23 protein-coding genes are annotated in these 24,549 nt (G+C 64.1%); 17 read left to right on the top strand and 6 right to left on the bottom strand.

Annotated features, from left to right (window positions below):
• Positions 1-702, bottom strand: a complete 702-nt coding sequence (locus JJE66_RS28990) for a FecR domain-containing protein (protein WP_200517858.1) — start codon at positions 700-702, stop codon at positions 1-3.
• A gap of 173 nt (positions 703-875) precedes the next feature.
• Here JJE66_RS28990 and JJE66_RS28985 point away from each other — a divergent pair, with 173 nt between their 5' ends.
• Positions 876-2,180, top strand: a complete 1,305-nt coding sequence (locus tag JJE66_RS28985; protein WP_200518892.1) for a phospholipid carrier-dependent glycosyltransferase — start codon at positions 876-878, stop codon at positions 2,178-2,180.
• A 66-nt stretch (positions 2,181-2,246) separates the two neighbouring features.
• Here JJE66_RS28985 and JJE66_RS28980 read toward each other — a convergent pair whose 3' ends face one another.
• A complete protein-coding gene (locus JJE66_RS28980) occupies positions 2,247-2,888 on the bottom strand; it encodes an OmpA family protein (RefSeq protein ID WP_200517857.1) in 642 nt (213 codons plus the stop codon).
• 441 nt (positions 2,889-3,329) lie between these two features.
• Here JJE66_RS28980 and JJE66_RS28975 point away from each other — a divergent pair, with 441 nt between their 5' ends.
• From JJE66_RS28975 to JJE66_RS28965, 3 genes are all read left to right on the top strand, one after another.
• Complete coding sequence (locus JJE66_RS28975; protein WP_200517856.1) at positions 3,330-3,575, top strand: hypothetical protein; 246 nt, start codon at positions 3,330-3,332, stop codon at positions 3,573-3,575.
• Positions 3,576-3,696: 121 nt separating this feature from the next.
• On the top strand, positions 3,697-3,951 hold the full coding sequence (locus tag JJE66_RS28970; protein ID WP_200517855.1) for a hypothetical protein: 255 nt from the start codon (positions 3,697-3,699) through the stop codon (positions 3,949-3,951).
• Positions 3,952-4,064: 113 nt separating this feature from the next.
• Complete coding sequence (locus JJE66_RS28965) at positions 4,065-5,225, top strand: winged helix-turn-helix domain-containing protein (RefSeq protein WP_200517854.1); 1,161 nt, start codon at positions 4,065-4,067, stop codon at positions 5,223-5,225.
• Between the two features lie 110 nt (positions 5,226-5,335).
• On the opposite strand, the gene JJE66_RS28960 is transcribed toward JJE66_RS28965, so the two are convergent.
• The gene (locus tag JJE66_RS28960; protein ID WP_200518883.1) at positions 5,336-5,764 is read right to left on the bottom strand and encodes a DUF2809 domain-containing protein; all 429 of its coding nucleotides are present in this window, start codon (positions 5,762-5,764) and stop codon (positions 5,336-5,338) included.
• Positions 5,765-6,059: 295 nt separating this feature from the next.
• On the opposite strand from JJE66_RS28960, the gene JJE66_RS28955 reads away from it, so the two are divergent.
• From JJE66_RS28955 to JJE66_RS28915, 9 genes are all read left to right on the top strand, one after another.
• Complete coding sequence (locus JJE66_RS28955) at positions 6,060-7,166, top strand: efflux RND transporter periplasmic adaptor subunit (RefSeq protein ID WP_200517853.1); 1,107 nt, start codon at positions 6,060-6,062, stop codon at positions 7,164-7,166.
• 177 nt (positions 7,167-7,343) lie between these two features.
• Positions 7,344-10,481: an efflux RND transporter permease subunit gene (locus tag JJE66_RS28950; RefSeq protein ID WP_200517852.1), complete on the top strand. Its 3,138-nt coding sequence runs from the start codon at positions 7,344-7,346 to the stop codon at positions 10,479-10,481.
• A 33-nt stretch (positions 10,482-10,514) separates the two neighbouring features.
• On the top strand, positions 10,515-11,114 hold the full coding sequence (locus tag JJE66_RS28945) for a TetR/AcrR family transcriptional regulator (protein WP_200517851.1): 600 nt from the start codon (positions 10,515-10,517) through the stop codon (positions 11,112-11,114).
• Positions 11,115-11,258: 144 nt separating this feature from the next.
• Positions 11,259-11,882 (top strand): flavin reductase family protein, encoded by a 624-nt coding sequence (locus tag JJE66_RS28940; protein WP_200517850.1) that lies wholly within the window; start codon positions 11,259-11,261, stop codon positions 11,880-11,882.
• 279 nt (positions 11,883-12,161) lie between these two features.
• Entirely contained in the window at positions 12,162-14,429 is a 2,268-nt protein-coding gene (locus tag JJE66_RS28935; RefSeq protein ID WP_200517849.1) for an acyl-CoA dehydrogenase, read from the top strand.
• A complete protein-coding gene (locus tag JJE66_RS28930; protein ID WP_200517848.1) occupies positions 14,429-15,712 on the top strand; it encodes an acetyl-CoA C-acetyltransferase in 1,284 nt (427 codons plus the stop codon). The genes JJE66_RS28935 and JJE66_RS28930 overlap by 1 nt, the downstream gene beginning before the upstream one ends.
• 2 nt (positions 15,713-15,714) lie before the next feature.
• Positions 15,715-17,811, top strand: a complete 2,097-nt coding sequence (locus tag JJE66_RS28925) for a 3-hydroxyacyl-CoA dehydrogenase NAD-binding domain-containing protein (RefSeq protein ID WP_200517847.1) — start codon at positions 15,715-15,717, stop codon at positions 17,809-17,811.
• 7 nt (positions 17,812-17,818) lie between these two features.
• Positions 17,819-18,229 (top strand): acyl-CoA thioesterase, encoded by a 411-nt coding sequence (locus JJE66_RS28920; RefSeq protein WP_200517846.1) that lies wholly within the window; start codon positions 17,819-17,821, stop codon positions 18,227-18,229.
• A gap of 222 nt (positions 18,230-18,451) precedes the next feature.
• Positions 18,452-18,643, top strand: coding sequence for a hypothetical protein (locus tag JJE66_RS28915; RefSeq protein WP_200517845.1), 192 nt, complete (start codon positions 18,452-18,454; stop codon positions 18,641-18,643).
• A gap of 117 nt (positions 18,644-18,760) precedes the next feature.
• Here JJE66_RS28915 and JJE66_RS28910 read toward each other — a convergent pair whose 3' ends face one another.
• The gene (locus JJE66_RS28910; protein WP_200517844.1) at positions 18,761-19,213 is read right to left on the bottom strand and encodes a nuclear transport factor 2 family protein; all 453 of its coding nucleotides are present in this window, start codon (positions 19,211-19,213) and stop codon (positions 18,761-18,763) included.
• A gap of 154 nt (positions 19,214-19,367) precedes the next feature.
• Between JJE66_RS28910 and JJE66_RS28905 the strand changes: the two genes are divergently transcribed.
• On the top strand, positions 19,368-20,042 hold the full coding sequence (locus JJE66_RS28905; RefSeq protein ID WP_200517843.1) for an HAD family phosphatase: 675 nt from the start codon (positions 19,368-19,370) through the stop codon (positions 20,040-20,042).
• 90 nt (positions 20,043-20,132) lie between these two features.
• Positions 20,133-20,987: a DeoR/GlpR family DNA-binding transcription regulator gene (locus JJE66_RS28900; RefSeq protein ID WP_200517842.1), complete on the top strand. Its 855-nt coding sequence runs from the start codon at positions 20,133-20,135 to the stop codon at positions 20,985-20,987.
• Here JJE66_RS28900 and JJE66_RS28895 read toward each other — a convergent pair.
• Positions 20,984-21,409, bottom strand: a complete 426-nt coding sequence (locus JJE66_RS28895) for a type II toxin-antitoxin system VapC family toxin (RefSeq protein WP_200517841.1) — start codon at positions 21,407-21,409, stop codon at positions 20,984-20,986. The two genes, JJE66_RS28900 and JJE66_RS28895, sit on opposite strands and share 4 nt — an antisense overlap.
• Positions 21,406-21,687 carry a type II toxin-antitoxin system Phd/YefM family antitoxin gene (locus JJE66_RS28890; RefSeq protein ID WP_200517840.1) on the bottom strand — a complete coding sequence of 94 codons (282 nt, stop codon included), beginning with the start codon at positions 21,685-21,687 and terminating at the stop codon, positions 21,406-21,408. Before JJE66_RS28890 ends, JJE66_RS28895 begins: the two co-directional genes overlap by 4 nt.
• A 235-nt stretch (positions 21,688-21,922) precedes the next feature.
• Here JJE66_RS28890 and glpD point away from each other — a divergent pair, with 235 nt between their 5' ends.
• On the top strand, positions 21,923-23,464 hold the full coding sequence (gene glpD / locus JJE66_RS28885; protein WP_200517839.1) for a glycerol-3-phosphate dehydrogenase: 1,542 nt from the start codon (positions 21,923-21,925) through the stop codon (positions 23,462-23,464).
• On the top strand, positions 23,461-24,537 hold the full coding sequence (locus JJE66_RS28880; RefSeq protein ID WP_200517838.1) for an ABC transporter ATP-binding protein: 1,077 nt from the start codon (positions 23,461-23,463) through the stop codon (positions 24,535-24,537). Before glpD ends, JJE66_RS28880 begins: the two co-directional genes overlap by 4 nt.
• Positions 24,538-24,549: the final 12 nt, after the last annotated feature.

The raw sequence follows: 24,549 nt of genomic DNA, 5'->3' as shown, positions 1-24,549 counted from the left end.
TCAGCGCCCGCACAGCATGCCGTCGTCATGGACGGAGGGCGTGATGGTCGGTGAGGCGTCGGCATATTGATTGACGGCGCACAGCCCGGCATTTGCCGCGCAGTTGGCGGCAAAGGTCCAGGGCGGCGTGTTGGTCTTGGTGATGGAGGCCTTGCCACCTGTCGAGGTAATGACCGCGGTATCGCCCGGCTGGGTGAGCTGGATGCACTGAAAGCTCAGCGTACAGACGCTGGCCGCGCCTTCCTGGAGCACGATGACGGAGCGGCCGCGCTGCGACAGGATGTCGAGTGTGGTGCCACGCACGCCGATGGTCGCGAGCGGCGTCGTGATCTTGTAGGCGGTCTTCGCCGAATGTCCGGTGACGAAGCGGAATGCGCCGGTCGTCATGCGGATCGCGACGTCGCGATAGCTGTGCTCGTCATTGAAGACGGTGCGGTCGAGCTTCAGCGTCGCGCTCGGCCCGAGCGACAGATTGGTGCTGTCGGCCATGACAAAGCGCGCTGCGCTGTCGGCGCCGGTGCGCACGGTCTCGTCGCGTAGCATGCCGTCGCCGACATTGATCGGCGTCGTGCTTGCGGCGACGCGCACCACTTCGTTCTGGACGAGGACGGCTTCGCCAACGCGCGTCTGGGCTTGCGCGCATGGCGCCGCACAGAAGGTGGCCGACAGCAGTGTGGGGAAAAACAGAAACCGTAGTTTCATTTCGTAACCGATCGAGGTCCCTGATCGTACCGGATTGCACACTTTTGTGTTATGGCAGAATGACGACTAGCGGCGCGGGATGAGCGTTAGCTTAGTGACGTTTGCGGCAGGATGCGTTCAATGGATCGGCTGAGTTGTTTTTTATTCGCGGTGACGCAGATTTGCCACGCAAAATAGCCCCACAGCAGTCGCTCGAAGCACATGCGGTTCCGAAGTTGTCGCGAAGCGCAGTGATTGCTGTCGCGATCTTCCTAGCGGCGCATCTCGCGCTGCTGATCGGGCTGGTGACGCCGGAAAAATTCGTCTTCGACGAGGTGCACTACGTGCCGGCCGCGCGACAGATGCTGGGCTCCACGCCATCGCAGCCGATGCTCAATCCGATGCATCCGCCGCTGGCGAAAGAGCTGATCGCCGTATCGATCGCGGCATTCGGCGATAATGCGTTCGGCTGGCGCTACCCGGCGACGCTGTTCGGCGCGCTTGCAATCGTCGCGATCTATCTTTGCGGTCTCGCGCTGTTCGCAGCCCAAGGGCCTGCGATCGCGGCTGCGCTGATCGCGGCGTTCAACCAGATGCTCTACGTGCAGGCGCGCATCGCGATGCTCGACATCTTTGCGCTCGGCCTCGATCTGCTCGCAATCGCCGCTTTCATGCACGGCTTTCGAAGGGATCGGCCACAAGCGCTGTTCGCGCTCGCGGGCTCACTGTTCGGTGTCGCCGCCGCCTGCAAATGGAGCGGCCTGTTTCCACTGGGCGTGTGCATCGTCATCGTTGCGGTGATCCGCCTGATGCAGGGCTGGCACACGCTGTTCGCCGATGCGAAGCCGGACGATTGGTATCGACCCGATCGCTGGCCCGGGTTCAGGGCGCATCATGCCGCGCTCTGCTTCGCGCTGCTGCCGGCCGTGACCTATTTCGCCACCTTCGTTCCGCTCTATGGCCTGTCGTTGCCGGATCTGATAGAGGCGCAACGCCGGATATTTGCCGACAACACCACCACCGCGATCGCCGGCCACACCTATATGAGCTCGTGGCCGTCGTGGCCGTTGCTTGCGCGTCCCGTGTGGTTCCTGTTCGACAAGACCACGGACGACAACGTCGCGGCGATCGTCTTCCTCGGCAATCCGCTGGTCGCGTGGCCGGCGCTGCTCGCACTCGTCGCGGTGTTGCGCGACTTCATCGTCGTGCGTCGCTGGGATGCGTTCCTGATCGCGGCGTTCTATTTCGGCCTCTGGCTCGCCTGGGCGCTGCTGCCGCGCACGCTGGGCTTCATCTACTATTATCTGCCGGCCGCAACGGCGGCCTCGCTCGCGCTCGTCTACGTGCTGCGAAGAGACGGTCTGCCGCGCTGGGTGTTGTGGGCCTATGTCGGCGTCGCCGCGATCGGCTTTGCGGTGATGCTGCCGATTTCAGCCGCCTTCATCGGTACCTCAATGCAGATGTTCAACCGGCTGATGCTGTTCCAGAGCTGGATCTGACAACAGAAAACCGCCTGCCACTCTCGCGGCAGGCGGTTGGTCCGATCGCTACAATTACGTCTCAGATCATTTGGACGCTGTCTTGGTGTCCATGTTGACGACCTGAACGCGGCGATTGATCGGGTCGGCGCCATTGGCGGTGTCCTTCAGCTTGGTCTTGCCATAGCCGACAGTGACGAGGTCGGTGCCGTTGAGGCCGTAATTCTGCACCAGGTACTTCTTGATGGTGTCGGCGCGCCGTTCGGAGAGCCCCTGATTGTACTCTTCGGTTCCGATCGCATCGGTATGACCGGCGACCACGAAGGTCGAGCCTTTCAGCGACGGATCGGACAGCGCCTTGCCGAGCGCCTGCACCGACGGCACCGAGGTCTTGGCGATGTCGGCCGAGTTGTAGTCGAACTGGATCTCCAGATCGATGTTCGGCTTGGTCGACGCGAGCTCGGCGATCTGGTCGCGCTCGCCCATCGACAGCGAACGGGTCTGCCGGTTGCGCACGGTGTTCAGGAAGGTCGCTTCCTTGGCCTGCGCCGTCGGGTCGGCCTGCGGACCGACTGACAGGCCGCGGGTGATCGGCTTCGGCTTCAGCGCATCCAGGATCTGGCCGGACGAGACGTTGTTGTCGCCGGCGAAAGCCAGGCCCGCCGTCAGCGACAGCGCGGCCGTCAGAGTGATCGCCTTCAGTCCAAAAAATTTGTTGAAATGGGTCATTGTCGTATCCTCGCTGTGACGCCTGATGGCAATTTGATGCTGCGAGCATAGGGGAGGTTCAAAGGCTCAGATGTGATCTTTGTCACGTTGCTGGTCGAGGCTTCCAGGGCCATTCTAGCGTATTTTCACAGGGTTTCGGGTGGGGCCTTGCTTTCACGGCTGAGCGCCCACGACCGGCTATCTCAACAGCTCCAGGATAGGGCGATGCGAGAGCGGCCCAATCCGGGCCACGCTTGCTTTGGAAACCCGCGGACACCGATCGTCGCAAAGCGGTCGCCGCTTGGCCTGCTCGCGAACAAGAAATCGGCCAGATGCGCGCCTAGCAAAATCGTCATCCGATAACCGCAGACGAGGGGAGCCGAGTTCCATCCAGTGCCGAGGCCAAGTGACTACCAATTCTATCGCAGCGGCCCGCCGGATCGGACTGTGTCTCTGAACTCCATGCCCATTTATATCGGGGCGGCGATGATCGCGGTCGCGATCCTGCTCTCGACGCTGATCACGGGGTTGACCTCCCGCTATGTCGGCCTCGAAGGCCCGACCGAAGACAATATGTGGCTGGTCGACCGTCTCACCGGGAGCGTCTATCGCTGCCAGGCGGAGGGGCTCGGCAGGGCCTCCTGCGAGCCCGACATCGCCACCGGCAGCCTCAGTGACCGGCCCAGGGTGCCGAAGGACGGCCGCTGATCCCTTTCGTTTCGCATTGCAGCAAGAAAATTTTCTTCTCCGCGAAACATTGTCGCGGGAGAATACGTAGTTGCGAAGGCCGGCATGACGCCGGTTTCATTTTACTTTAGGAGACTTTTCGATGAAGACCTTGCTCACCGCCGCAGCCTTTGTCGCGTTCGCTCTTTCAGTTTCCCCCGCATCCGCCGCGATGATGGCGTGCACCGGCGATAACATGATGAAATCGACCGCCATGATGACCGGGCCGGCCGATACGCCTGCCAAGACGGCCGCGAACAAGGAAATGGCCATGGCCAACACGGACATGAGCATGGGCAAGATGAAGAGCGCCTGCATGCACTACATGAAGTCGCAGAAGGCCATGATGACGAAGTAGGCCTCGGCCGTACCATGCAGTCGCGCTGTCAGCAGATGGCAGCGCGGCTTTTCTTTGGCTCTTCGTAGCCCACTTCTTTCTCCCGACGCGAATCCCGCTACATTGCCCTTGCAATGTCCCGCGCACCAAACCCCCTTCCGCTCTCGACGACACAAGCCCGGCAGATCTGGCTGCGCGCCCAGCGGCTCGACACGCGCGCGCCGTTCGGGGAGGGCGCGCGGGCGGTCGCGGAGGCGATCGCCCATCTCGGCTATGTGCAGATCGATACCATCAACGTGATCGAGCGCTGCCACCACCACATCCTGTTCAGCCGCATCCCGTCCTACCGCCGCGCCGATCTACGTCAGGCCCAGAGCGTCGACAGAAGCGTGTTCGAATACTGGACCCATGCGCTGTCCTACGTTCCGTCGAACGATTTTCGCTTCTTCCTGCCGGCCATGCGCGAGCACCGTCGCGAGGGCCACAGATGGTACGCCTCGGTGACTCCTGCCGACACGCGCAAGGTGATGCGGCTCCTGCGCGCAGGTCCGTTGACGATTCGCGACATCGAGGACGACGTGCTCACCGAGAAGGAGCATCTGTGGCAGAGCCGCAAGCCGTCGAAGCGGGCCTTGCAGCTCGCCTTCTACACCGGCGTCGCGACGGTCAGCGAGCGCCAGGGCATGCTCAAGACCTATGATCTGATGACGCGGCATTTCGGCTGGGACAAGCTGCCGAAGCCGGCGTCGGCAAAGGAGATCACGGCCTATCTGCTCGACCGCGCGCTGCGCTCGCAGGGCGCGGTGAGCCTGGATTCGATTTGCCATCTCGATGCGCCGAGCAAGAAGGCGGTGGCACACCTGATCGCCTCGCGCGTCCGCCGCGGCGAACTCGTGCCTGTCGGAATCGACGGCGCCGGCAAGCAGGAGCATTGGGCGCAGCCTGCGGCGCTCGAGCCTGCCGAGGTGTCGCCGGATCTCGTCCACATCCTGTCGCCGTTCGATCCGCTGATCATCCAGCGCAAGCGCACCAATCTCATCTTCGGCTACAACCATCTGTTCGAGGCCTATGTGCCGAAGGCCAAGCGCAAGCTCGGCTATTTCGCGCTCCCCGTGCTGGTCGGCGACGAGATCGTCGCCGCGCTCGATCTCAAGACCGACCGGCAGGCGAAGAAGCTGTTGATGCAGAAATGGACCTGGCTCGGCGTCGGCAAGAAGACAGCGGGACGCAAGGAGCTGAAGCAGAAGATCGAGGACGAGCTCGATCGCTTCGAGCGGTTTCAATTGGCTGAGTGAGATGCATCTTCGTAGGGTGGTTTAGCGCAGCGTAACCCACCACTTCTGTTCCTGCAGAGGCGAACGGTGGTGGGTTACGCCAGCGGACTGCGCTTCGCGCCGCCGCTGCGCTAACCCACCCTACGCAGCCGAACGAGACGATCGATCCAAACGCCGAACGCAATCCCGACGGCATAGGCCACCAGATTCCATAGCGAAAAGATCCGCCCCAGCAGCAGCGCGCCCGCCGTCGTGAGCCGGAACGCGTCGAGCCACGGCGCATGCACCAGCCGCGAGGAATCGACCGCAAGCGCGATCAGCGCCGCGACGGCCGCGATCTGCGTCCGCGTCAGGCGCGGCAGCAAAACCCCGACGAGTAAAAACACCATCGTCGCCCATAACAGCGAGCCGCCATACTTCACGACGAAGGCTGGAAGCCCGAGCGGAAAGCCGTACCAGCGCAACGACAGCCCGCAGACGATCACGACCAGCACCAGGGCGGCGCGAATCAGCGATGTCCACAGCAGTGCAACAGGTTTATCCGGCTGCGTCCCGTGCATTGCTCGCTCCATTGACTCTTTGCCTGCGATGCTCAACGCGGCGCTTCAACAGAGGCGGCGAGGCTAGGGTGGGCAAAGGTGCGCTCTTCGCGCGCCGTGCCCACCATCTGTTCGAGGTGATGGATCTGGTGGGCACACCACGCTTTGCGCACTCTACAATAACACCTTCTTGGTCTCGATCATCGCAACCGTTACCATCCCTTAACGATCACGCTTTCCTGATGATTGACGATTATTGACTTTCATCAGTGATTAGTCGACATTCCTCTCATTGCAGACGCAGGAGTGTCCTCCGATGTTCGTTCGGTCCGTTTTGTCCAGCTATTCCAGGCTCTTGGCGGGTGTGTCGCTGGCCTTGATGGCTGTCGCTCTGGCGGGGTGCAATGATACCGTGGCGCAGAAGGCCGAGCCGCCGCGACCGGTTCTGGTCGCGACCGCCCATTATGATGCCGAGACGCCGGAGCGTAGCTTCGTCGGCACCATCAAGCCCCGGATCGAGAGTGATCTCGGTTTCCGCGTTGCCGGTAAGGTCGACAAGCGCCTGGTCGAGGTCGGCCAGACCGTCGAAATCGGCCAGCCGCTCGCCACCCTCGATGAGATCGACCTGAAGCTGCAGGCTGAGCAGGCCGTCGCCGAGCAGAGCGCTGCCACCGGCGTGCTGGCGCAGGCCGCCGCTGCCGAACAGCGCGCCAAGGAACTGAAGGCCAAGGGCTGGACCACGGATGCGGCGATGGATTCGAGTCGCGCTGCCGCCGACGAGGCCCGCGCGCGCCTCGACCGCGCCGTCCGCTCGGTCGAACTGACCAGGAATTCCCTGTCTTACGCGACGCTCAACGCCGACGCCCGTGGCGTCGTCACCGCAACGCTGATCGAGCCCGGCCAGGTGGTTGCCGCAGGCCAGACCTCGATCCGCGTCGCCCGCTTTGCTGAAAAGGAAGCGGTCGTCGCGATCCCCGAGACGCTGGTCGGACGTGCCAAGTCGGGCGCCGCCAGCGTCACTCTTTGGTCGGAGCCGGGCAAGAAATACGCGGCCAAGCTGCGCGAGATCGCGCCCACCGCGGATTCCGCCACGCGCACCTATCTCGCGAAATTCTCGCTACCCGAGGCCGACGACAAGGTCTCGCTCGGCATGACCGCTACGCTGACGCTGTCGGACGCCGCCACCGAGCGTGTGGCGCGGCTGCCGCTGTCGGCGCTGTTCAATGAAGGCGGCAAACCGTCCTTCTACGTCGTCGACGACAATGGCGCGGTCACGCTGAAGCCGGTCGTGGTGAAGTCCTACAACAGCAACGACGTCGTCATCACCAGCGGCGTGGAAGAGGGCGCCAAGATCGTCGCCCTCGGCGTGCAGAAGCTCGATCCCGGCCAGAAGGTGCGGGTCGTGTCGTCGCTGTCTTTCTAGAGCCTACGAGTTACGTCGTGTGAGGTGAGTTTCGGCCCTCGCGCAAATGCGAAGGCTGAAGCGGCGAAGCGATCCAGAACCTGCCCAGCCCCCTGGATTGCTTCGCTGCCTCGCGACGACGCCTTGAACAGAGCGGCTGTCGTTTCGGACAACTGGATCGTCTTTTCGGAGAGAGCGATGAAGCGCTTCAACCTTTCGGCCTGGGCCGTCAGCCACCCGACGCTGGTCCTGTTCCTGATGCTCGTGCTCGGCGTCGCCGGCTTCTTCTCCTATCAGAAGCTCGGCCGCGCCGAGGATCCGTTCTTCACGGTGAAGGTGGTCAACGTCTCCGTGATCTGGCCGGGCGCGACTGCACAGGAGATGCAGACCCAGGTCGCAGATCCCATCGAGAAGAAGATCCAGGAGCTGCCGTACTTCGAGAAGGTGCAGACCTACTCCAAGCCCGCCTTCACCGCGCTCCAGGTGACCTTCCGCGACTCCACACCGCCGAAGGACGTTCCGTATCTCTTTTATCTGCTGCGCAAGAAGCTCGCCGATGTGCAGGGCCAGTTGCCCTCGGGCATTCTGGGTCCCGTCGTCAACGACGAGTTCTCCGACGTCGATTCCATCCTCTACATGATGACCGGCGACGGCGCCGACTATGCCCAGCTCAAGAAGGTCTCGGAAGGATTCCGTCAGCGCCTTCTGAAAGTGCCCGGCGTGACCAAGGTCGACGTCTACGGCAACCAGGATGAGCGCATCTTCGTCGAGTTCAGCCACGCCAAGCTCGCCACCCTCGGCATCACGCCGCAGGCGCTGTTCGATTCGCTCGCCAAGCAGAACAATGTGACCCCTGCCGGCACGGTCGAGACCTCGTCGCAGCGCGTGCCGCTGCGCGTCACCGGCGCACTCGACGGCGTCAAGGCTGTCGCCGAGACCCCGGTCGAGAGCAACGGCCGCGTCTTCAGGCTCGGTGATATTGCCACCGTCATTCACGGCTATGTCGACCCGCCGAGCTTCGTCGTCCGCCAGGAAGGCAAACCCGCCATCGGCATCGGCGTCGTCACCGCCAAGGGCGCCAACATCCTCGACCTCGGCAAGGAAGTCGAGAAGGCCACGGCTGAATTCATGAAGGCGGTACCGCAAGGCGTCGATGTCAAAATGATCGCCGACCAGCCCAAGGTGGTGGAGCACGCCATCGGCGAGTTCGTGCATTCCTTCATGGAAGCGCTCGTCATCGTGCTGTTCGTGTCGTTCCTAGCGCTCGGCTGGCGCACCGGCATCGTGGTCGCGCTGTCGGTGCCCCTGGTGCTCGGCATCGTCTTCATCGTCATGAACACGATGTCGCTCGACCTGCATCGTATTACGCTCGGCGCGCTGATCATTGCGCTCGGCCTGCTCGTCGATGACGCCATCATCGCCGTCGAGATGATGGTGGTGAAGATGGAGCAGGGCTGGGACCGGTTTCGCGCGGCGTCCTTTGCCTGGGAATCCACCGCGTTTCCGATGCTCACGGGAACGCTGGTCACGGCCGCTGGCTTCCTCCCCATCGGCTTTGCCAATTCCGCGGTCGGCGAATATGCCGGCAGCATCTTCTGGATCGTGGCGATCTCGCTGGTCGCGTCCTGGTTCGTGGCGGTGATCTTCACGCCCTATATCGGCGTCATGCTGCTGCCCAACATCAAGGTGCACCACAATCACGATCCGCACGCGGTCTACGAGACCCGCATGTACCGCGGCCTGCGCGCCATCGTGCAATGGTGCGTCAATCACCGCATCACCGTGGTGGCCGCGACCGTCGGCGTCTTCATCGCCTCGATTGTCGGCTTCGGCCATGTGCAGCAGCAGTTCTTCCCGCTGTCGGAGCGGCCCGAGCTGTTCCTCCAGCTTCGCCTGCCGGAAGGCACCGCCTTCAACGTCACCGAGAAGGCGGTGAAGGAGGCCGAGACGCTGCTCAAGGACGACAAGGACATCGAGACCTATACCGCCTATGTCGGCCAGGGTTCACCGCGTTTCTGGCTCGGCCTCAACCCGCAGTTGCCGAACGAGGCGTTCGCCGAAATCGTCATCGTTGCCAAGGGCGTCGAGGCGCGCGAGCGCGTCAAGGCCAAGATCGAGGGTGCGGTTGCCGACGGGATGCTGACGGAGGCGCGCGTCCGCGTCGATCGCTTCAATTTCGGTCCGCCGGTCGGTTTCCCCGTGCAGTTCCGTGTGATCGGTCCCGACGCCAACAAGGTGCGCGAGATCGCCTACCAGGTTCGCGACGTCATGCGCGAGAACAAGAACGTCAAGGACGTCCAGCTCGACTGGAACGAGCAGTCGCCCTTCCTCAAGCTCGTCGTCGACCAGGACCGCGCCCGCGCCATGGGTCTGACCCCGCAAGACGTCTCGCAGGCGCTCGCCATGCTGATCTCGGGCGTGCCGGTCACGACGATCCGTGATGGCATCGAGAAGGTCGGCGTGGTCGCCCGTGCGATCCCGTCCGAACGTCTCGACCTCGGCGGAGTCGGCGATCTGACCATCATCTCGCGCAACGGCGTTGCCGTGCCGCTGCAGCAGATCGCCAAGATCGAGTATTCCCACGAGGAGCCGATCTTGTGGCGGCGCAACCGCGACATGGCGATCACCGTGCGCTCCGACGTCGTCGACGGCGTGCAGGCGCCCGACGTCACCGGCCAGATCGCGCCGAAGCTGAAGCAGATTCAGGACAACCTCGAGCCGGCCTACCGCATCGAGCCGGGTGGGGCGTTCGAGGAATCCGCCAAGGGCAATGCCTCGATCTTCGTCCTCTTCCCGCTGATGGTCATGGTGATGCTGACGCTGCTGATGATCCAGCTTCAGAGCTTCTCGCGCCTGATCCTGGTGTTCCTGACCGCCCCGCTCGGCATCGTCGGCGCCTCCTTCGGCCTCAACGTCGCCAACGCGCCGTTCGGCTTCGTGGCGCTGCTCGGCCTGATCGCGCTCGCCGGTATGATCATGCGCAACGCGGTCATCCTAGTCGATCAGATCGAGACTGACGTCTCGCACGGCCTGACCCGGCGCGAGGCGATCGTGGAGGCGACCGTCCGCCGCGCCCGCCCGGTGGTGCTGACGGCGCTCGCCGCGATCCTCGCCATGATCCCGCTGTCGCGCTCAGCCTTCTGGGGCCCGATGGCAATCACCATCATGGGCGGCTTGTTCGTCGCAACCTTCCTGACGCTGCTGTACCTGCCGGGGCTCTATGCCCTCTGGTTCCGCAAGAGCCTTGACGAGGCCGGTACACCCGAGCAACCCGCTGCGTCGCAGCATGGCAGCGATGACCATCCAGCAATTCCGCTTGCTGAAGCGGCTGAATAAATGAGAAGACTGCTGACGAACGAGTCCTGACTGATGGCCCTTATTTCGGAACATATCGAAGGCGACACCCGGGATCGTATTCTCGAGGTGGCCGAGCGGCTGTTCCGCGTGATCGGCTACCAGAAGACCACGGTCGGCGACATCGCCAAGGAGCTCAGGATGAGCCCCGCCAACGTCTATCGCTTCTTCGAATCGAAGAAGGCGATCCACCAGTCGGTGGCGCGGGCGTTGATGGGCGAGGTCGAGCTCGAGGCGCAGCGCATCGTGGCGCGGCCTGGTCCGGTGCGTGAGCGCTTCCGCGAGCTGCTCACCACCATCCATCGCATGAACACGGAGCGCTATGTCGGCGATTCCAAGCTGCACGAGATGGTCGAGATCGCGATGCAGGAGGACTGGGACGTCTGCGTCACCCATATGGAATGCATTGCCGGGGTGGTCGGCCAGGTGATCGCGCAAGGCGCCGCTTCCGGTGAGTTCGAGGCGCCGGACCTGCAACTGGCCTCGCTCTGCGCCTGCACCGCGATGATGCGGTTTTTCCACCCCCAGATGATCGCCCAGTGCGCCACCAAGCCGGGCCCGAGCATCGACCAGATGATTGATTTCGTCATTGCGGGCTTGTCGCCGCGCCACTGACGGGCGCTGGAGTTTCCTCCTATAAGCGAGCTGACGTGGCCCGGATGGAGCGAAGCGCAATCCGGGACGATGCGGCGTTGCGCTGGCGGACCCGGATTACGCTTCGCTCCATCCGGGCTACCAGGACCAGGAAAGATCTCGCGCGTGACCGACAAAGACCTCTACTTCTACGAGCCCTCGAAGGGCCACGGCCTCAAGCACGATCCGTTCAACGCCATCATCGCGCCGCGGCCGATCGGCTGGATCTCCTCACGCGACACCAAGGGCCATGTCAACCTCGCGCCCTACAGCTTCTTCAACGCGTTCGCTTACGTGCCGCCGATCATCGGCTTTTCCTCCACGAACTGGAAGGATTCGGTCGAGAACATCCAGCAGACCGGCGAGTTCGTCTGGAATCTCGCCACCATGGATCTCGCGAGGCACATGAACGCGACCGCCGCGCATGTTGCGCCCGAGGTCGACGAGTTCGAGATCGCAGGCCTCACCGCCGTGCCGGGCAAGCTCGTCAACGTGCCGCGCGTCGGTGAGAGCCCCGTCGCCTTCGAGTGCAAGGTCTCTGACATCGTCCGCCTCAAGGGCGCGAACGGCAAGGAGGCCGACGCCTGGCTGACGCTGGGCGAGGTCGTCGCTGTCCACATTGATAACGCCATGATCAAGGACGGCGTCTACCAGACCGCCGCCGCCCGCCCGATTGTCCGCGCGGGCCGCCGTGGCGACTATTTCGAGATCAAGCCGGAGAACATGTTCGAGATGGTCCGGCCGGATTAGGCCGGCCGAATTCGAAGTCCCGCAGCCCGGATGGAGCGCAGCGAAATCCGAGATTCTTACCTCGCCGATAGACTTCCCGGGATTGCGCTGCGCTCCATCCGGGCTACCCACATCCCGCGACAACCCACCTCGGAACTGCCAGCACGCCCCGGCCGTTATCGTCCCCGGGGCGGCCGCCCGGCCGCGTCAATTCGCTTCTTTTTGTGCGCGAAGTGTTCACTTCCGCCGGCCACTTTCCGCTAAAATGCCTGATATCCGCGCCGATGCATGAGGTCCGCCATGAGCTTCCGCCGCGACACCCTGACAAAACCGATCTTTTCCTGGGCGCGCGGCGTGCTGCCGGCGATGTCCGACACCGAGCGCGAGGCGCTGGAGGCCGGTGACGTCTGGTGGGACGCCGACCTGTTCACTGGCAACCCCGACTGGTCGAAGCTGCTGAAGGTCCCGCAGGCGAAATTGACCGACGAGGAGCAGGCCTTCCTCGACGGCCCCGTCGATGAGCTTTGCGCCATGCTCGACGAGTGGAAGATCTTTTGGGAGTGGCGCGACCTGCCGCCGGACGCGTGGTCCTTCATCAAGCGCGAAAGATTCTTCGGCATGATCATCCCGAAGGAATTCGGTGGCTTGGGCTTCTCGCCCTACGCGCATTCGGAAGTCGTGCGCAAGATCTCGACCCGCTCGATCGCGGCCGCCGTCACGGTGATGGTGCCGAACTCGCTCGGCCCCGGCGAGCTTCTGATGCGCTTCGGCACCAAAGAGCAGCAGGAGCGCTGGCTGCCGCGGCTGGCCGACGGCCGCGACATTCCCTGCTTCGGCCTCACCAGCCCGGAGGCCGGCTCCGACGCCGCCTCGATGGTGGACACCGGCATCATCTGCAAGGGCGTATTCGAGGGTCGCGAGGTTGTCGGCCTCCGCCTCAATTGGCACAAGCGCTACATCACACTTGGCCCGGTCGCGACGCTCTTGGGCCTTGCCTTCAAGGCCTACGATCCCGATCACCTCGTGGGCCAACAGGAGGATCTCGGCATTACGGTCGCGCTGATCCCGACCAATTTGCCCGGAGTCGAGATCGGCCAGCGCCATCTGCCGTCGATGCAAGTCTTCCAGAACGGCCCGAACTGGGGCCGCGACGTCTTCATCCCGCTCGACTATGTTATCGGCGGCCAAGAGCGGCTCGGGCAGGGCTGGAAAATGCTGATGACGGCGCTCGCGGCTGGGCGCGGCATCTCGCTGCCGTCGCTGTCGGCGGCGGGAGCCGCCTACGCCGCCCGCACCACGGGCGCCTATGCCCGCATCCGCGAGCAGTTCGGCATCTCCATTTCCAAGTTCGAAGGCGTCGAAGAGCCGCTCGCGCGCATCGTCGCCACGGCCTATCAGCTCGACGCGGCGCGGCGTCTGACCTGCGCTGCGCTCAACGCCGGCGTCCATCCCGCCGTCATCTCCGGCATCATGAAGCTGCACGCGACCGAACGGATGCGGGTCGCGGTCGACGACGCCATGGACGTTCATGGCGGCAAGGCCGTGATCGACGGTCCGCAAAACTATCTCGGCAATCTGCACCGCGCCGTGCCGGTCGGTATCACCGTCGAGGGCGCCAATATCCTCACCCGCAATCTCATCGTGTTCGGGCAGGGCGCGATCCGCGCGCATCCCTATCTGCTCGACGAGATGAACGCGCTTGCCGACGCCGACCGTGAGCGCGGGCTCGCCGCGTTCGACAAGGCGTTCTGGAAACATGTCGGCCACAGCTTCCAGACGCTGTTCCGTGCCTTCGGTCGGAGCTGGACCTTCGGCGCGTTTGCCCTGGCGCCAGATGCGGGCGATGCCACGCCATTCTATCGCCAGCTCTCGCGTTACTCCGCAGCGTTCGCGCTCTGCGCCGACATGGCGCTGCTGACGCTCGGCGGCGCGCTGAAGCGCAAGGAGATGCTGTCGGCGCGCTTCGGTGACATCCTCTCCGAACTCTACCTCCTGTCCGCCGCGCTAAAGCGCTGGCAGGACGAGGGCCGCCAGAAAGAAGACTTTGCGGCGCTGGAATGGTGCATGGCGACGGGCTTCAAAACGATCGAGAACCGGCTCGCCGAAATCCTTGCCAATCTGCCGAATCGTTTTGTCGCTGTGATCCTCAAGCTCGTGGTTCAGCCCTTCGGCGCCCGCGTGCTCGGCCCGTCCGACCGCGTCGTGCACCAATGCGCAAGCCTCGTGCTGGAACCGTCGGTGGCGCGCGATCGGCTCACGCCGGATCTCGCTTATGTCGATGACGACGGCGGCTTCGCCCGGCTGGAGCGCGCGTTCAAGCTGGTGGCGGGGACCGACGCTATTGCCAAGGGCATGCGCGCCGCGCATGTCCGCGATTGGAAGGAGGCGGTGGCCAAGGGCGTGATCACGCAGGCCGAAGGCGAGCAGTTGGCGGCCGCCCATGACGCCGTCACAAAAGTCATTGAAGTCGACGATTTTGCGCCGGAGGCGCTGTCGCCGATTTACAAGAAAACCGGCGACGTGCATCAGTTCTTCCAGGAACTCGGTGAACAGAGGGCGGCGAGCTGATGGCACGACCGGTTTTCATCGTCGACGGCAGCCGGACGCCGTTTTTGAAAGCGCACTCCGGGCCGGGGCCGTTCACGCCGGTCGACCTCGCCGTGCAATGTGGACGGCCGCTCTTGGCCCGTCAGCCGTTTTCGCCTGAGACTTTCGACCAGGTCATCCTCGGCTGTGTCAACGTCATCGCCGACGAGATGAACCCGGCGCGCGTCGCCGCGCTCCGGCTCGGCATGGGCGAGGACATGGTCGCTTTCACCGTGCAGATCAATTGCGGCTCCGGCATGCAGTCGATTGATACCGCCTATCGCTACATCCGCGAGGGCCACGCCGAGATGATTTTGGCCGGCGGCACCGAGGCTTTGAGCCATGCCCCGCTGGTCTGGCCGAACTCCGGCGTGCGCTGGTTCGCCGGTCTCGCCACCGCCAAGGGCGTGGCTGCGAAGCTCGCCGCAGCGTTTAAACTCCGGCCGCGCTATCTCAAGCCGATCATTGGGCTTGAGCGCGGGCTCACCGATCCCATCACCGAGCTGAACATGGGCCAGACGGCCGAAGTGGTCGGCCATCTCTTCGGCATTACGCGCGCACAGTCCGATGCTTATGCCGCAGAAAGCCATCGCCGGCTTGCGCACGCGCAAGGCGCGGGTTTTCTCAAGGGCGAGGTCGAGACCGCCTTCTCCCGTGACGGAAAATTCTTCGACCATGATGATGGTGTGCGACCGGACTCGACGGCTGAGACGCTCGCAAAGCTAAGGCCGGTGTTCGAGCGCCCCTGGGGCCAGGTCACCGCCGGCAATTCCTCGCAGATCACCGACGGAGCGTCCTGGGTGATCCTGGCCTCCGACGCGGCGGTCGCAAAACACAAGCTGACGCCTAAGGCGGCCATCGTCGACAGCAATTGGGCCGCGCTCGATCCGAGCATCATGGGACTCGGTCCCGTGATGTCGGCGACGCCGCTGCTCCAGCGCAACAATCTCACCATCAAGGACGTCGAGACCTGGGAGCTGAACGAGGCCTTCGCGACGCAAGTGCTCGGCTGTCTTGCCGCCTGGAATGACGACAAGTTTTGCCGCGAGATTTTGGGACTCGACGGCGCGGCCGGCGAGATCGACCGTGAAAAGCTCAATATCGATGGCGGCGCGATCTCGCTCGGCCATCCCGTCGGCACCTCCGGCAACCGCATCGTGCTGCATCTCGTCAATGCGATGAAGCGGCTCGGTACAAGGCGTGGCGTTGCCACCGAATGCATCGGCGGTGGGCTCGGCGGCGCCATGCTGATTGAGGCGGTGTGACCATGGATTCGAAGATCATGACCGCGCTTGGCGACCGCATGCTGGCGCTCGGACCTCAGCCCGCGACCGATGGTCCGTATAAGCACTTCAAGCTGACGCGCGACGCCGACGGCGTCGCCTGGCTGTTATTCGATCGCGCCGATGCCAGCGCCAACACGCTCTCCTCCGACGTGATGGAGGAGTTCGACGCCGTGCTCGCGGTGATCGAGACCGAGCGGCCCGCCGGGCTCGTGATCCGCTCCGCAAAGCCGTCCGGCTTCATCGCCGGCGCCGACGTCAACGAATTCCGCGGCGTTAGCGATCCCGGGATGGTGGAGACGCGCATCCGCGCCGCGCATGCCGTGGTGGATCATCTGGAAGTGCTGAAGCTGCCGACGGTCGCGGTCATCCACGGCTTCTGCCTCGGCGGCGGCCTCGAGGTCGCGTTGGCCTGCCAGTCGCGCATCGCCATCGAGGGCGCGCGCTTCGGCTTTCCGGAGGTGATGCTGGGCCTGCATCCCGGCCTCGGCGGCACGGCGCGCTTTACCGCGCTGGTCAATCCGACCCAGTCGATGGCGTTGATGCTGACTGGCCGCACCATCGATGCGCGCCGCGCCAAGGCGCTCGGCCTCGTCGATACCGTCACGCAGGAGCGCCACGTCCGCAACGCCGTGAAGGACGCGTTGTTCGGCCGCCTGAAGCGGGCCAAGCCCGGCCTTCTCACCCGTGCGGCCAATCTCGGCCCCGTGCGCGGGCTGCTCGCCAAGCGCATGCGCTCGGAAGCTGCCAAAGCCGCGCCTCGTGAGCATTATCCGGCGCCTTACGCGTTGATCGATCTCTGGGAGACGCATGGCGGCAGCAAGGCCGCGATGCTGCAGGCGGAGCAGATCTCCTTCGCCAAACTGATGGTGATACCGACCGCGCAGAATCTGATCCGCGTGTTCTTCCTGCGCGAGCAGATGAAGAAGGCCGCCGGCTCCGGCAACAGCATCAAGCACGTCCACGTCATCGGCGCTGGCGCCATGGGCGGTGATATCGCGGCCTGGTGTGCGGGGCAGGGGGTGCGCGTCTCGCTCGCCGACATGACGGCTGAGCCGATCGCCGGCGCAGTGAAGCGCGCGGCCGAGCTCTACGGCAAGATCATCCGCAAGCCGACCGAGGTGCGAGATGCGCTCGATCGGCTGATCCCCGACATGGACGGCGAGGGCGCCCGCAACGCGGATCTGGTCATCGAGGCGGTGCCGGAAAAGCTCGAGCTCAAGCAGAAAGTCTATGCCGGCCTCGAGCCGCAGATGAAGCCGGGCGCGATCCTTGCGACCAACACCTCGAGCATTCCGCTGCAGGATCTGCGCAACGGCCTGGCGCGGCCGGAGCGTCTCGTCGGCCTGCACTTCTTCAATCCGGTGTCGCGGCTGCAGCTGGTCGAGGTCGTCAGCCACGATGGCAACGATGCGCAGGTGCTGAAGGAGGCACTCGCTTTCGTCGGCGCCATCGACCGCCTGCCGCTGTCCGTGAAGAGCTCGCCCGGCTTCCTCGTCAATCGCGCGCTGACGCCCTACATGCTGGAAGCGATGGTGATGCTGGACGAGAAGACCGACCAGCGCCTGATCGACGCGGCCGCCGAGCAGTTCGGCATGCCGATGGGACCGATCGAACTGGCCGATCAGGTCGGGCTCGACATCTGTCTCGACGTCGGCGACATGCTGCGCACCAGGTTCGGCGATCTCCTGCCGCCGACGCCGGCCTGGCTGCGCGAGAAAGTTGCCAAGGGTGAGCTCGGCCGCAAGACCGGCAAGGGCTTTTACACCTGGAGGGACGGTAAGGCGGAGAAGGCGCCATTGCCCGAGACCGGTCCGCGCGGCACCGACCAGATGATCGACAGGCTGGTACTGCCGATGTCCAATGTCTGCGTCGCCGCCTTGCGCGAAGGCATCGTCGACGATCCCGATGCAGTCGACGGCGCCATGATCTTCGGCACCGGCTACGCGCCGTTCCGAGGTGGTCCGCTCAATTACGCGCGGACGCGCGGCGTGGAAAATATCGTATCCACCTTGCGCGCGCTGGCCGAGCGATTCGGTGGGCGCTTCGCACCCGATCCGGGCTGGGACAATTTCAAGTGAGAGGCGCATGAGCGAGCAAGCGAGTACCGAGCCCAGCGGCGATCTCTGCATCCGCACGCTGGCGATGCCCGCCGACACCAACGCCAATGGCGACATCTTCGGCGGCTGGCTGCTCAGCCAGATGGACGTCGGCGGCGGCGTGTTTGCTTCGAAAGCCGCGAAGTCGCGCACGGTGACGGTCGCGATCGAGGCGATGAATTTTCGCAAAGCCGTCTATGTCGGCGATCTCGTCTCGGTCTATGCCAATCTCGTGCGCGTCGGCCGCACCTCGCTCACCGTGCATCTCGAGGCCTGGGCGCTGCGACGACGAGAGCTGCGGCCGATCCTCGTGACCGACGGAAATTTCACCTACGTCTCGATCGACGACAACGGCCATCCGCAGCCGATCCAGCGCGACGATCCGCCGATGGCGACGTAAACGCGCGCGGCGTTCCGTCCCATCTCACGAAATCTTGCAGCGCCGCAAAACGCGGCGCTGATAAGTCAACGCGCCGCGGCTTTGCCAACAACCAGTCATAAAACGGATGAGGTCCCGGCGTACTCAATAGCGCGTCGATTCGGGGTGGAAACGGCCGATTTGCCCGCAGGAACCTTTGGGCAGAGTCGTCGTTATTTGCCCGCACTGAGGAATCTACGGGCCATGCCGGACAGCTACATCATCGAAGTGAATTCAGAGACCGCGGGCATCGTGGTTCGCGGTCAGGGAGGCTACTGCTTCTTCGCCTCATCCCACCAGTTCAATCGTCTCGAAGGCCAGGTCTTCCGCAACGCGCGCGAAGCCGAACGCGCTGCGCGCAAGCTGGTTAACGGCGATGTGAAGGAAGCGGCGTAGTCTCTGTCATTCCGGGGCGCGCGCAGCGCGAGCCTGGAATCCATTTTGCCGCAGAAAAATGTCGATGAATGGATTCCGGGCCCGCGCCTTTCGGCGCGTCCCGGAATGACGTTTCAATCACAACTTCGTCGCCGAACGCGACAACAGCTTCCACTCATCGCCTTGCTTCTGCCAGTTCATCAGGATGTGAAGGTTGGTCGGCACTTTTTTCCCATCGGCCGCCATTTCCTGTTCCGCGATCCAATGGAAGCGCACGATCGCGGCGGGGCCGACGACCTTGATGGTCGGGTCCTTGTATTCGATCGACAGGAATTTTGATTTGCCGTCGGTGGCGTTGGTGATGAAGGTCGCCTTGTCCTCGACCTTGCCGCTGGAATGGCTGTAGCTCAGGTCGTCCCAGCACAGCGCGCCGAGCGCCTTGGGATCGGCCGCGATCTGGGCGAGGCGGAAGGCCTCGACCTTCTTCGCCACGGCTTCTTCGTCTGCCGAGGCCGCCAGCGCTGGTGTCGAGAGAGCGAGCGCAGAGACGGCAAGACTCGAGAGAGCCAGATCGCGTCGGTTGATCGTCATCGTTTCCTCCTTTTTGATCTTGCATGGAGTGTTGCAGCCATGGGCGGCTTTGTCGAGTGTCGCGTGGTCGTCATGCGCGTGCGTCATTGCGTGCGCGATGCCGTATTGATACGTCTTCGGCATTGATGCGTCGTGCATTCGGGAAAGTACGGACATGATCGAGACTCTCGGCAGGGCATTGCTGTTCGACATCGACGGCACGCTTGCCAACACCGACCCGCTTCACCTGAAGGCGTTCAACCAGGTCCTCGGTCCCCGCGGGCATGTCTTCGACCACGCGCGCTTCTCAAGGGAGTTGCAGGGCTTCGCCAATTTGTCGATTGGTGAGCGCTTTCTGCCTGACGAGACATTGGCGCGGCGCGCTGCGATCCTCAGCGAGAAGGAAGAAGTGTTCCGGACACTGGTCGCAGGGCAGATCGAACCGCTCCCGGGCCTGATGGCGCTGCTCGACCGTGCGGATGACGCCGGCATTCCCATGGTTGCCGTCACCAACGCGCCGCGTCTCAATGCCGAGCTGCTGTTGTCCGGTCTCGGCATCACGCGCCGCTTCAAGGCGCTGGTGATCGGTGACGAGCTGCCGCACGGCAAGCCGCATCCGCTGCCCTATCAGGAGGGGTTGCGTTTCGTCGGCGCCAGCGCGGCCGCCTCGATCGCGTTCGAGGATTCCCGTACCGGCGTGCAGTCGGCCACCGCTGCGGGTATTCCAACCATCGGCATCCGAACCAGCCTCAGCGAGGCTGACCTTGTTGGCGCCGGTGCGGTCGCCTCGGCGAGCGCGTTCGATGATCCAGAGCTTCTCGCGCGGCTCGCGACCGTCATGGCGTGGTGAGGGTTTCATCCGTTAAGCGTGATCGACGCGCGCATTGACCGCGCGTGCGAACCGCCGCACCATGCATCATTCTGATTTGAGGCCATTGCCGTGACCGGATTGACCCATCGCCAAGCTGAAATCCTCAACATCGCCCGCGCCTCCGGCCGCGTCATGGTCGAGGAGTTGGCGCGCCGGTTCGAAGTCTCGGCGCAGACGATCCGCAAGGACCTCAACGATCTCTGCGAGCGCCGCTCGCTGACCCGCGTCCATGGCGGCGCCATCATCGCCTCCGGCGTCGAGAATCTCGCCTACGAGGCCCGCCGCTTCGTCGCCGCCGACGAGAAGAAGGCAATCGGCGCTGCCGCCGCCTCGCTGATCCCGAACGGCTGCTCGCTGTTCATCAACATCGGCACCACGACCGAGGAGGTCGCGAGCGCGCTGACCTCGCACGAAGACCTGCTCGTCATCACCAACAACCTCAACGTCGCCATGCTGCTCTACCGCCATCCCCGCATCGAGGTGGTGGTCGCCGGCGGCACGGTGCGGCGCGCCGACGGCGCCGTGGTCGGCTCGACCGCGACGCAGCTGATCGGCCAGTTCAAGGTCGACTACGCCATCATCGGCGCGTCCGCGATCGACGAGGAGGGCGCGCTGCTCGACTTCGACTATCGTGAGGTGCAGGTCGCCCAGGCCATCATCGCCAATGCCCGCAGCGTCATGCTGGTGGCTGATTCCACCAAGCTTCGCCGCAGTGCGCCGGTGCGCATCGCCCATATCAGCCAGATCCAGACCTTCGTCACCGATCAGGATCTGCCCGAGCGCCTCGCCACCATCTGCCATGGCAAGGGCATCGAGGTGGTGGCGGCGATGCCGAAGGGGGCGGATCTCGACGATGCCCAGGCCGAGGCGCAGGACGCCGCGCCAGAGGCGGCGCCGGTGGTCAGGCTGCGCCAGTCACCTTAGACGTCGCTCCACGGGTTGAGCAACGGCACGCCGAATGCCGCAAAGTCCTTCACATTGCGCGTGACGAGCGTGAGAGTGTTGACCAGCGCGGTTGCCGCGAAGAACCCATCCATCACAGACAACGCAACGCCGCTGCGACGGCTCTGTGCCATCAGATCGCCCCAGCGCTCTGCGACCGTATGGTCGATCGGCAGGATGCGCTCTGCAAACCGAGTCGGCAAATCGTGGGCGAGCCAGGCGGTCAGCGCTACGCGCCGACGGCCGTCATCCAGCAGTGCGATGCCACGGCGAAGCTCGGCGATCGAGGCAACGCTGATGAACGCTCGATCCTCGTCGACCCTATCAAGCCACGCCAGAACCTTCGGAGATGGCGCTGGCCGCTGAACCTCCGACAGCACGTTGGTGTCGAGGAGTAGGTTCACGGCATTTCGTCGCGTGGTTGGTCCCGCACACGCTCAAGTTCAAGATCGGCGCCGCGCAGCGGCGAAGCCAGCAGGAATTCGGCGAGTGTGCCTTTGCGCGCAGTCTTTCGCGCCCATTCTTCGGCTGAAACGATCACGGCATTCGGCTTGCCGTGACGGGTGATGATCTGCGGACCAGTTTGGGCGCGGTCGACCACCTCGGAGAGGCGTGCCTTGGCATTGGCAAGCGTCCAGGTGTCAGCTGGTCGTGAATCGGGAGCGGTGCTGTTGTCTGTCATGCCAAATAACCAATTGGACTATTATGACTATATAGGCGCGGAATGACTATTCAAGCGGAGCCCTGCGCATTGGTCCGCCATCCAAGGTGCCTAATTCGACCGAACTGCCCACCAGAAAGTTCCACTTTCGCTTCCTTTCGCTTCTCTTTCATCTTGCTTTCGGTTTCCGGTATGATCTAATCAAAAGCGAAAGTAGCCGCTCGACGGAACGAGCGGTCGCCGGGGGAAGCGTCTGTTGGAGCGTATTTTCGACCTCGCCATCATTGGAGGCGGTGTTAACGGCTGCGGCATCGCGCGCGATGCCGTGGGCCGGGGAAACACGGTTTTCCTGTGCGAAATGAACGATCTGGCAAGCGGGACGTCGTCCTGGTCGACCAAGCTGGTCCATGGCGGCCTGCGCTATCTCGAATATTACGAGTTTCGGCTGGTCCGCGAGGCGCTGATCGAGCGCGAGATTCTCTGGGGCATCGCGCCCCACATCATCCGGCCCCTTCGTTTCGTTTTGCCGCATCACGCCGGCCTGCGCCCGGCCTGGCTGCTGCGTCTCGGCCTCTTCCTCTATGACCACATCGGCGGTCGTCATCTGTTGCCCGCCACCCGCTCGATCGATCTCAGGCGCGACGAGGTCGGCCGCCCGCTGATTCCGAATCGCTACACCCGTGCGTTCGAATATTCCGACTGCTTCGTCGATGACGCCCGCCTGGTCGTGCTCAACGCCCGCGACGCCGCCGACAAGGGCGCCGAGATTCGCACCCGTACCCGCGCCACCGACATCCGCCAGTCCGATGGGATCTGGACCGTCAGCCTGGTCGACACGCTGACCGGCGCGCGTTCGCAGGTCCAGGCCCGCGCGCTGGTCAATGCCGGCGGCCCGTGGGTCGAGGACGTGCTCGGGCGCGGGGCCGGGGTCAACGCCAAAGCAAAAGTGCGCCTGGTGCAGGGCTCGCACGTCGTGGTGAAGAAGCTCTACGACCACGACCGCGCCTACATGTTCCAGAACGCCGACGGCCGCATCATCTTCGTCATCCCCTACCAGGACGATTTTACGCTGATCGGCACCACCGATCGCGACTATGAAGGCGATCCGTCCAAGGTGAAGGCGACGGCCGAGGAGATCCAATATCTCTGCGCGGCGGCCAGCGAATATCTCGCCAGGCCGGTGACGCCGGAGGACGTGGTCTGGACCTATTCCGGCGTGCGGCCGCTTTATGACGACGGCGCCAGCGAAGCCAAGGCCGCGACCCGCGACTACGTGTTCGAGCTCGACACGCCCGGCGGCTCGCCGCTGCTGTCGATCTATGGCGGCAAGATCACGACCTATCGCCGCCTCGCCGAAGAGGCACTTGAGCGGCTCGCGCCCTATCTTCGCAGTGCGAAAGCGCGCGAAGGCTGGACCGGCAAATGGCCGCTGCCCGGCGGCGACATGGACGTCTCCGCCGTCGACGGGCTGATTGGCGAGCTCCAGCGCGGCTATCCCTTCCTCAGCCATGAGCATGCGCGCCGCCTTGCGCGCGCCTATGGCACCCGCACCATCAAGCTCTTGGGCGACGCAAGATCAGCCGCCGATCTCGGCCAGGCCTTTGGCGCGACACTGACCGAACGCGAGGTGCGCTACCTCATGGCCAATGAATGGGCGGTGACCGCCGAGGACATCATCTGGCGCCGCTCCAAGCTTGGTCTTCGACTATCTGCCGACGAAATTGCCGCTTTGGACGACTGGATCAGAACCCACGCTGTGCCGCAAAGTCCGCTGCTGGAAGCAGGAGGACGCTCATGAGTGTGACACTCGATCACGTGACCCGGACCGTCGACGGGGTTCCGCACATCCGCGACGTCTCGCTGACGCTGGAAAGCGGCACGCTGAACGTGCTGCTCGGGCCGACGCTGTCGGGCAAGACCTCGATCATGCGGCTGCTCGCCGGCCTCGACAAGCCGACCAATGGCAAGGTGCTGGTCAACGGCAAGGACGTTACCGGTGTGGACGTGCGCCAGCGTTCGGTTGCGATGGTCTATCAGCAGTTCATCAACTACCCCTCGCTCACGGTCTACGAGAACATAGCCTCGCCCTTGCGTGTGCAGGGCAAGCCGCGCGCGGAGATCGAGGCGCGCGTGGCGGAAGCCGCGCGCCTGCTGCGGCTCGAGCCGTTCCTGAAGCGCACGCCGCTCCAGCTCTCCGGCGGCCAGCAGCAGCGCACCGCGATGGCGCGCGCGCTGGTAAAGGGGGCCGATCTCGTGCTGCTCGACGAGCCGCTCGCCAATCTCGACTACAAGCTGCGCGAGGAGCTGCGCGCCGAATTGCCGCGCATCTTCGAGGCCTCCGGCGCGATCTTCGTCTATGCCACGACTGAGCCGACCGAGGCGCTGCTGCTCGGCGGCAACACGGTCTGCATGTGGGAAGGGCAGGCGCTCCAGATCGGCGGGACACCCAAGGTCTATCGCCAGCCGCAGACGCTGCGGGTCGCGCAGGTGTTTTCCGATCCGCCGCTCAATCTCGTCGGCATCGAGAAGAAGAACGGCTCGGTGCAATATGCGGGAGGCATCGCCGCGCCGGCTTCCGGCCTCTATTCCACACTCGCCGATGGCGCCTATCGCGTCGGTTTTCGCGCGCATCAGCTCGCACTCGCCAATGGCCAGACAGACCGCCATGCCTTCCATGCCACGGTCACGGTGACCGAGATCACCGGATCGGAGAGTTTCGTGCATTTGACTCGCGACGGATCGAACTGGGTTGCGGTGCTGCATGGCGTGCACGAATTCGAGCCCGGCCAGACCATCGATGCCGTGCTCGATCCCAACGACATCTTCGTGTTCGATGCGGCTGACCGTCTGGTCGCCGCACCGGCATCTTGAGGGAGATGCGAT

Source organism: Bradyrhizobium diazoefficiens (assembly GCF_016612535.1).
GTDB classification, from domain to species: domain Bacteria; phylum Pseudomonadota; class Alphaproteobacteria; order Rhizobiales; family Xanthobacteraceae; genus Bradyrhizobium; species Bradyrhizobium diazoefficiens_C.
The sequence above is the reverse complement of the archived record's forward strand: the minus strand, read 5'-3'. Positions and strand labels throughout refer to the sequence as shown.

Bases quoted from the DNA above. Each gene is read 5' to 3' on its own strand.
- JJE66_RS28990 (WP_200517858.1), bottom strand. From the start codon at position 702: ATGAAACTACGGTTTCTGTTTTTCCCCACACTGCTGTCGGCCACCTTC.
- JJE66_RS28980 (WP_200517857.1), bottom strand. From the start codon at position 2,888: ATGACCCATTTCAACAAATTTTTTGGACTGAAGGCGATCACTCTGACG.
- JJE66_RS28975 (WP_200517856.1), top strand. From the start codon at position 3,330: ATGCCCATTTATATCGGGGCGGCGATGATCGCGGTCGCGATCCTGCTC.
- JJE66_RS28970 (WP_200517855.1), top strand. From the start codon at position 3,697: ATGAAGACCTTGCTCACCGCCGCAGCCTTTGTCGCGTTCGCTCTTTCA.
- JJE66_RS28965 (WP_200517854.1), top strand. From the start codon at position 4,065: ATGTCCCGCGCACCAAACCCCCTTCCGCTCTCGACGACACAAGCCCGG.
- JJE66_RS28960 (WP_200518883.1), bottom strand. From the start codon at position 5,764: ATGCACGGGACGCAGCCGGATAAACCTGTTGCACTGCTGTGGACATCG.
- JJE66_RS28955 (WP_200517853.1), top strand. From the start codon at position 6,060: ATGTTCGTTCGGTCCGTTTTGTCCAGCTATTCCAGGCTCTTGGCGGGT.
- JJE66_RS28950 (WP_200517852.1), top strand. From the start codon at position 7,344: ATGAAGCGCTTCAACCTTTCGGCCTGGGCCGTCAGCCACCCGACGCTG.
- JJE66_RS28945 (WP_200517851.1), top strand. From the start codon at position 10,515: ATGGCCCTTATTTCGGAACATATCGAAGGCGACACCCGGGATCGTATT.
- JJE66_RS28935 (WP_200517849.1), top strand. From the start codon at position 12,162: ATGAGCTTCCGCCGCGACACCCTGACAAAACCGATCTTTTCCTGGGCG.
- JJE66_RS28930 (WP_200517848.1), top strand. From the start codon at position 14,429: ATGGCACGACCGGTTTTCATCGTCGACGGCAGCCGGACGCCGTTTTTG.
- JJE66_RS28925 (WP_200517847.1), top strand. From the start codon at position 15,715: ATGGATTCGAAGATCATGACCGCGCTTGGCGACCGCATGCTGGCGCTC.
- JJE66_RS28920 (WP_200517846.1), top strand. From the start codon at position 17,819: ATGAGCGAGCAAGCGAGTACCGAGCCCAGCGGCGATCTCTGCATCCGC.
- JJE66_RS28915 (WP_200517845.1), top strand. From the start codon at position 18,452: ATGCCGGACAGCTACATCATCGAAGTGAATTCAGAGACCGCGGGCATC.
- JJE66_RS28910 (WP_200517844.1), bottom strand. From the start codon at position 19,213: ATGACGATCAACCGACGCGATCTGGCTCTCTCGAGTCTTGCCGTCTCT.
- JJE66_RS28905 (WP_200517843.1), top strand. From the start codon at position 19,368: ATGATCGAGACTCTCGGCAGGGCATTGCTGTTCGACATCGACGGCACG.
- JJE66_RS28890 (WP_200517840.1), bottom strand. From the start codon at position 21,687: ATGACAGACAACAGCACCGCTCCCGATTCACGACCAGCTGACACCTGG.
- JJE66_RS28880 (WP_200517838.1), top strand. From the start codon at position 23,461: ATGAGTGTGACACTCGATCACGTGACCCGGACCGTCGACGGGGTTCCG.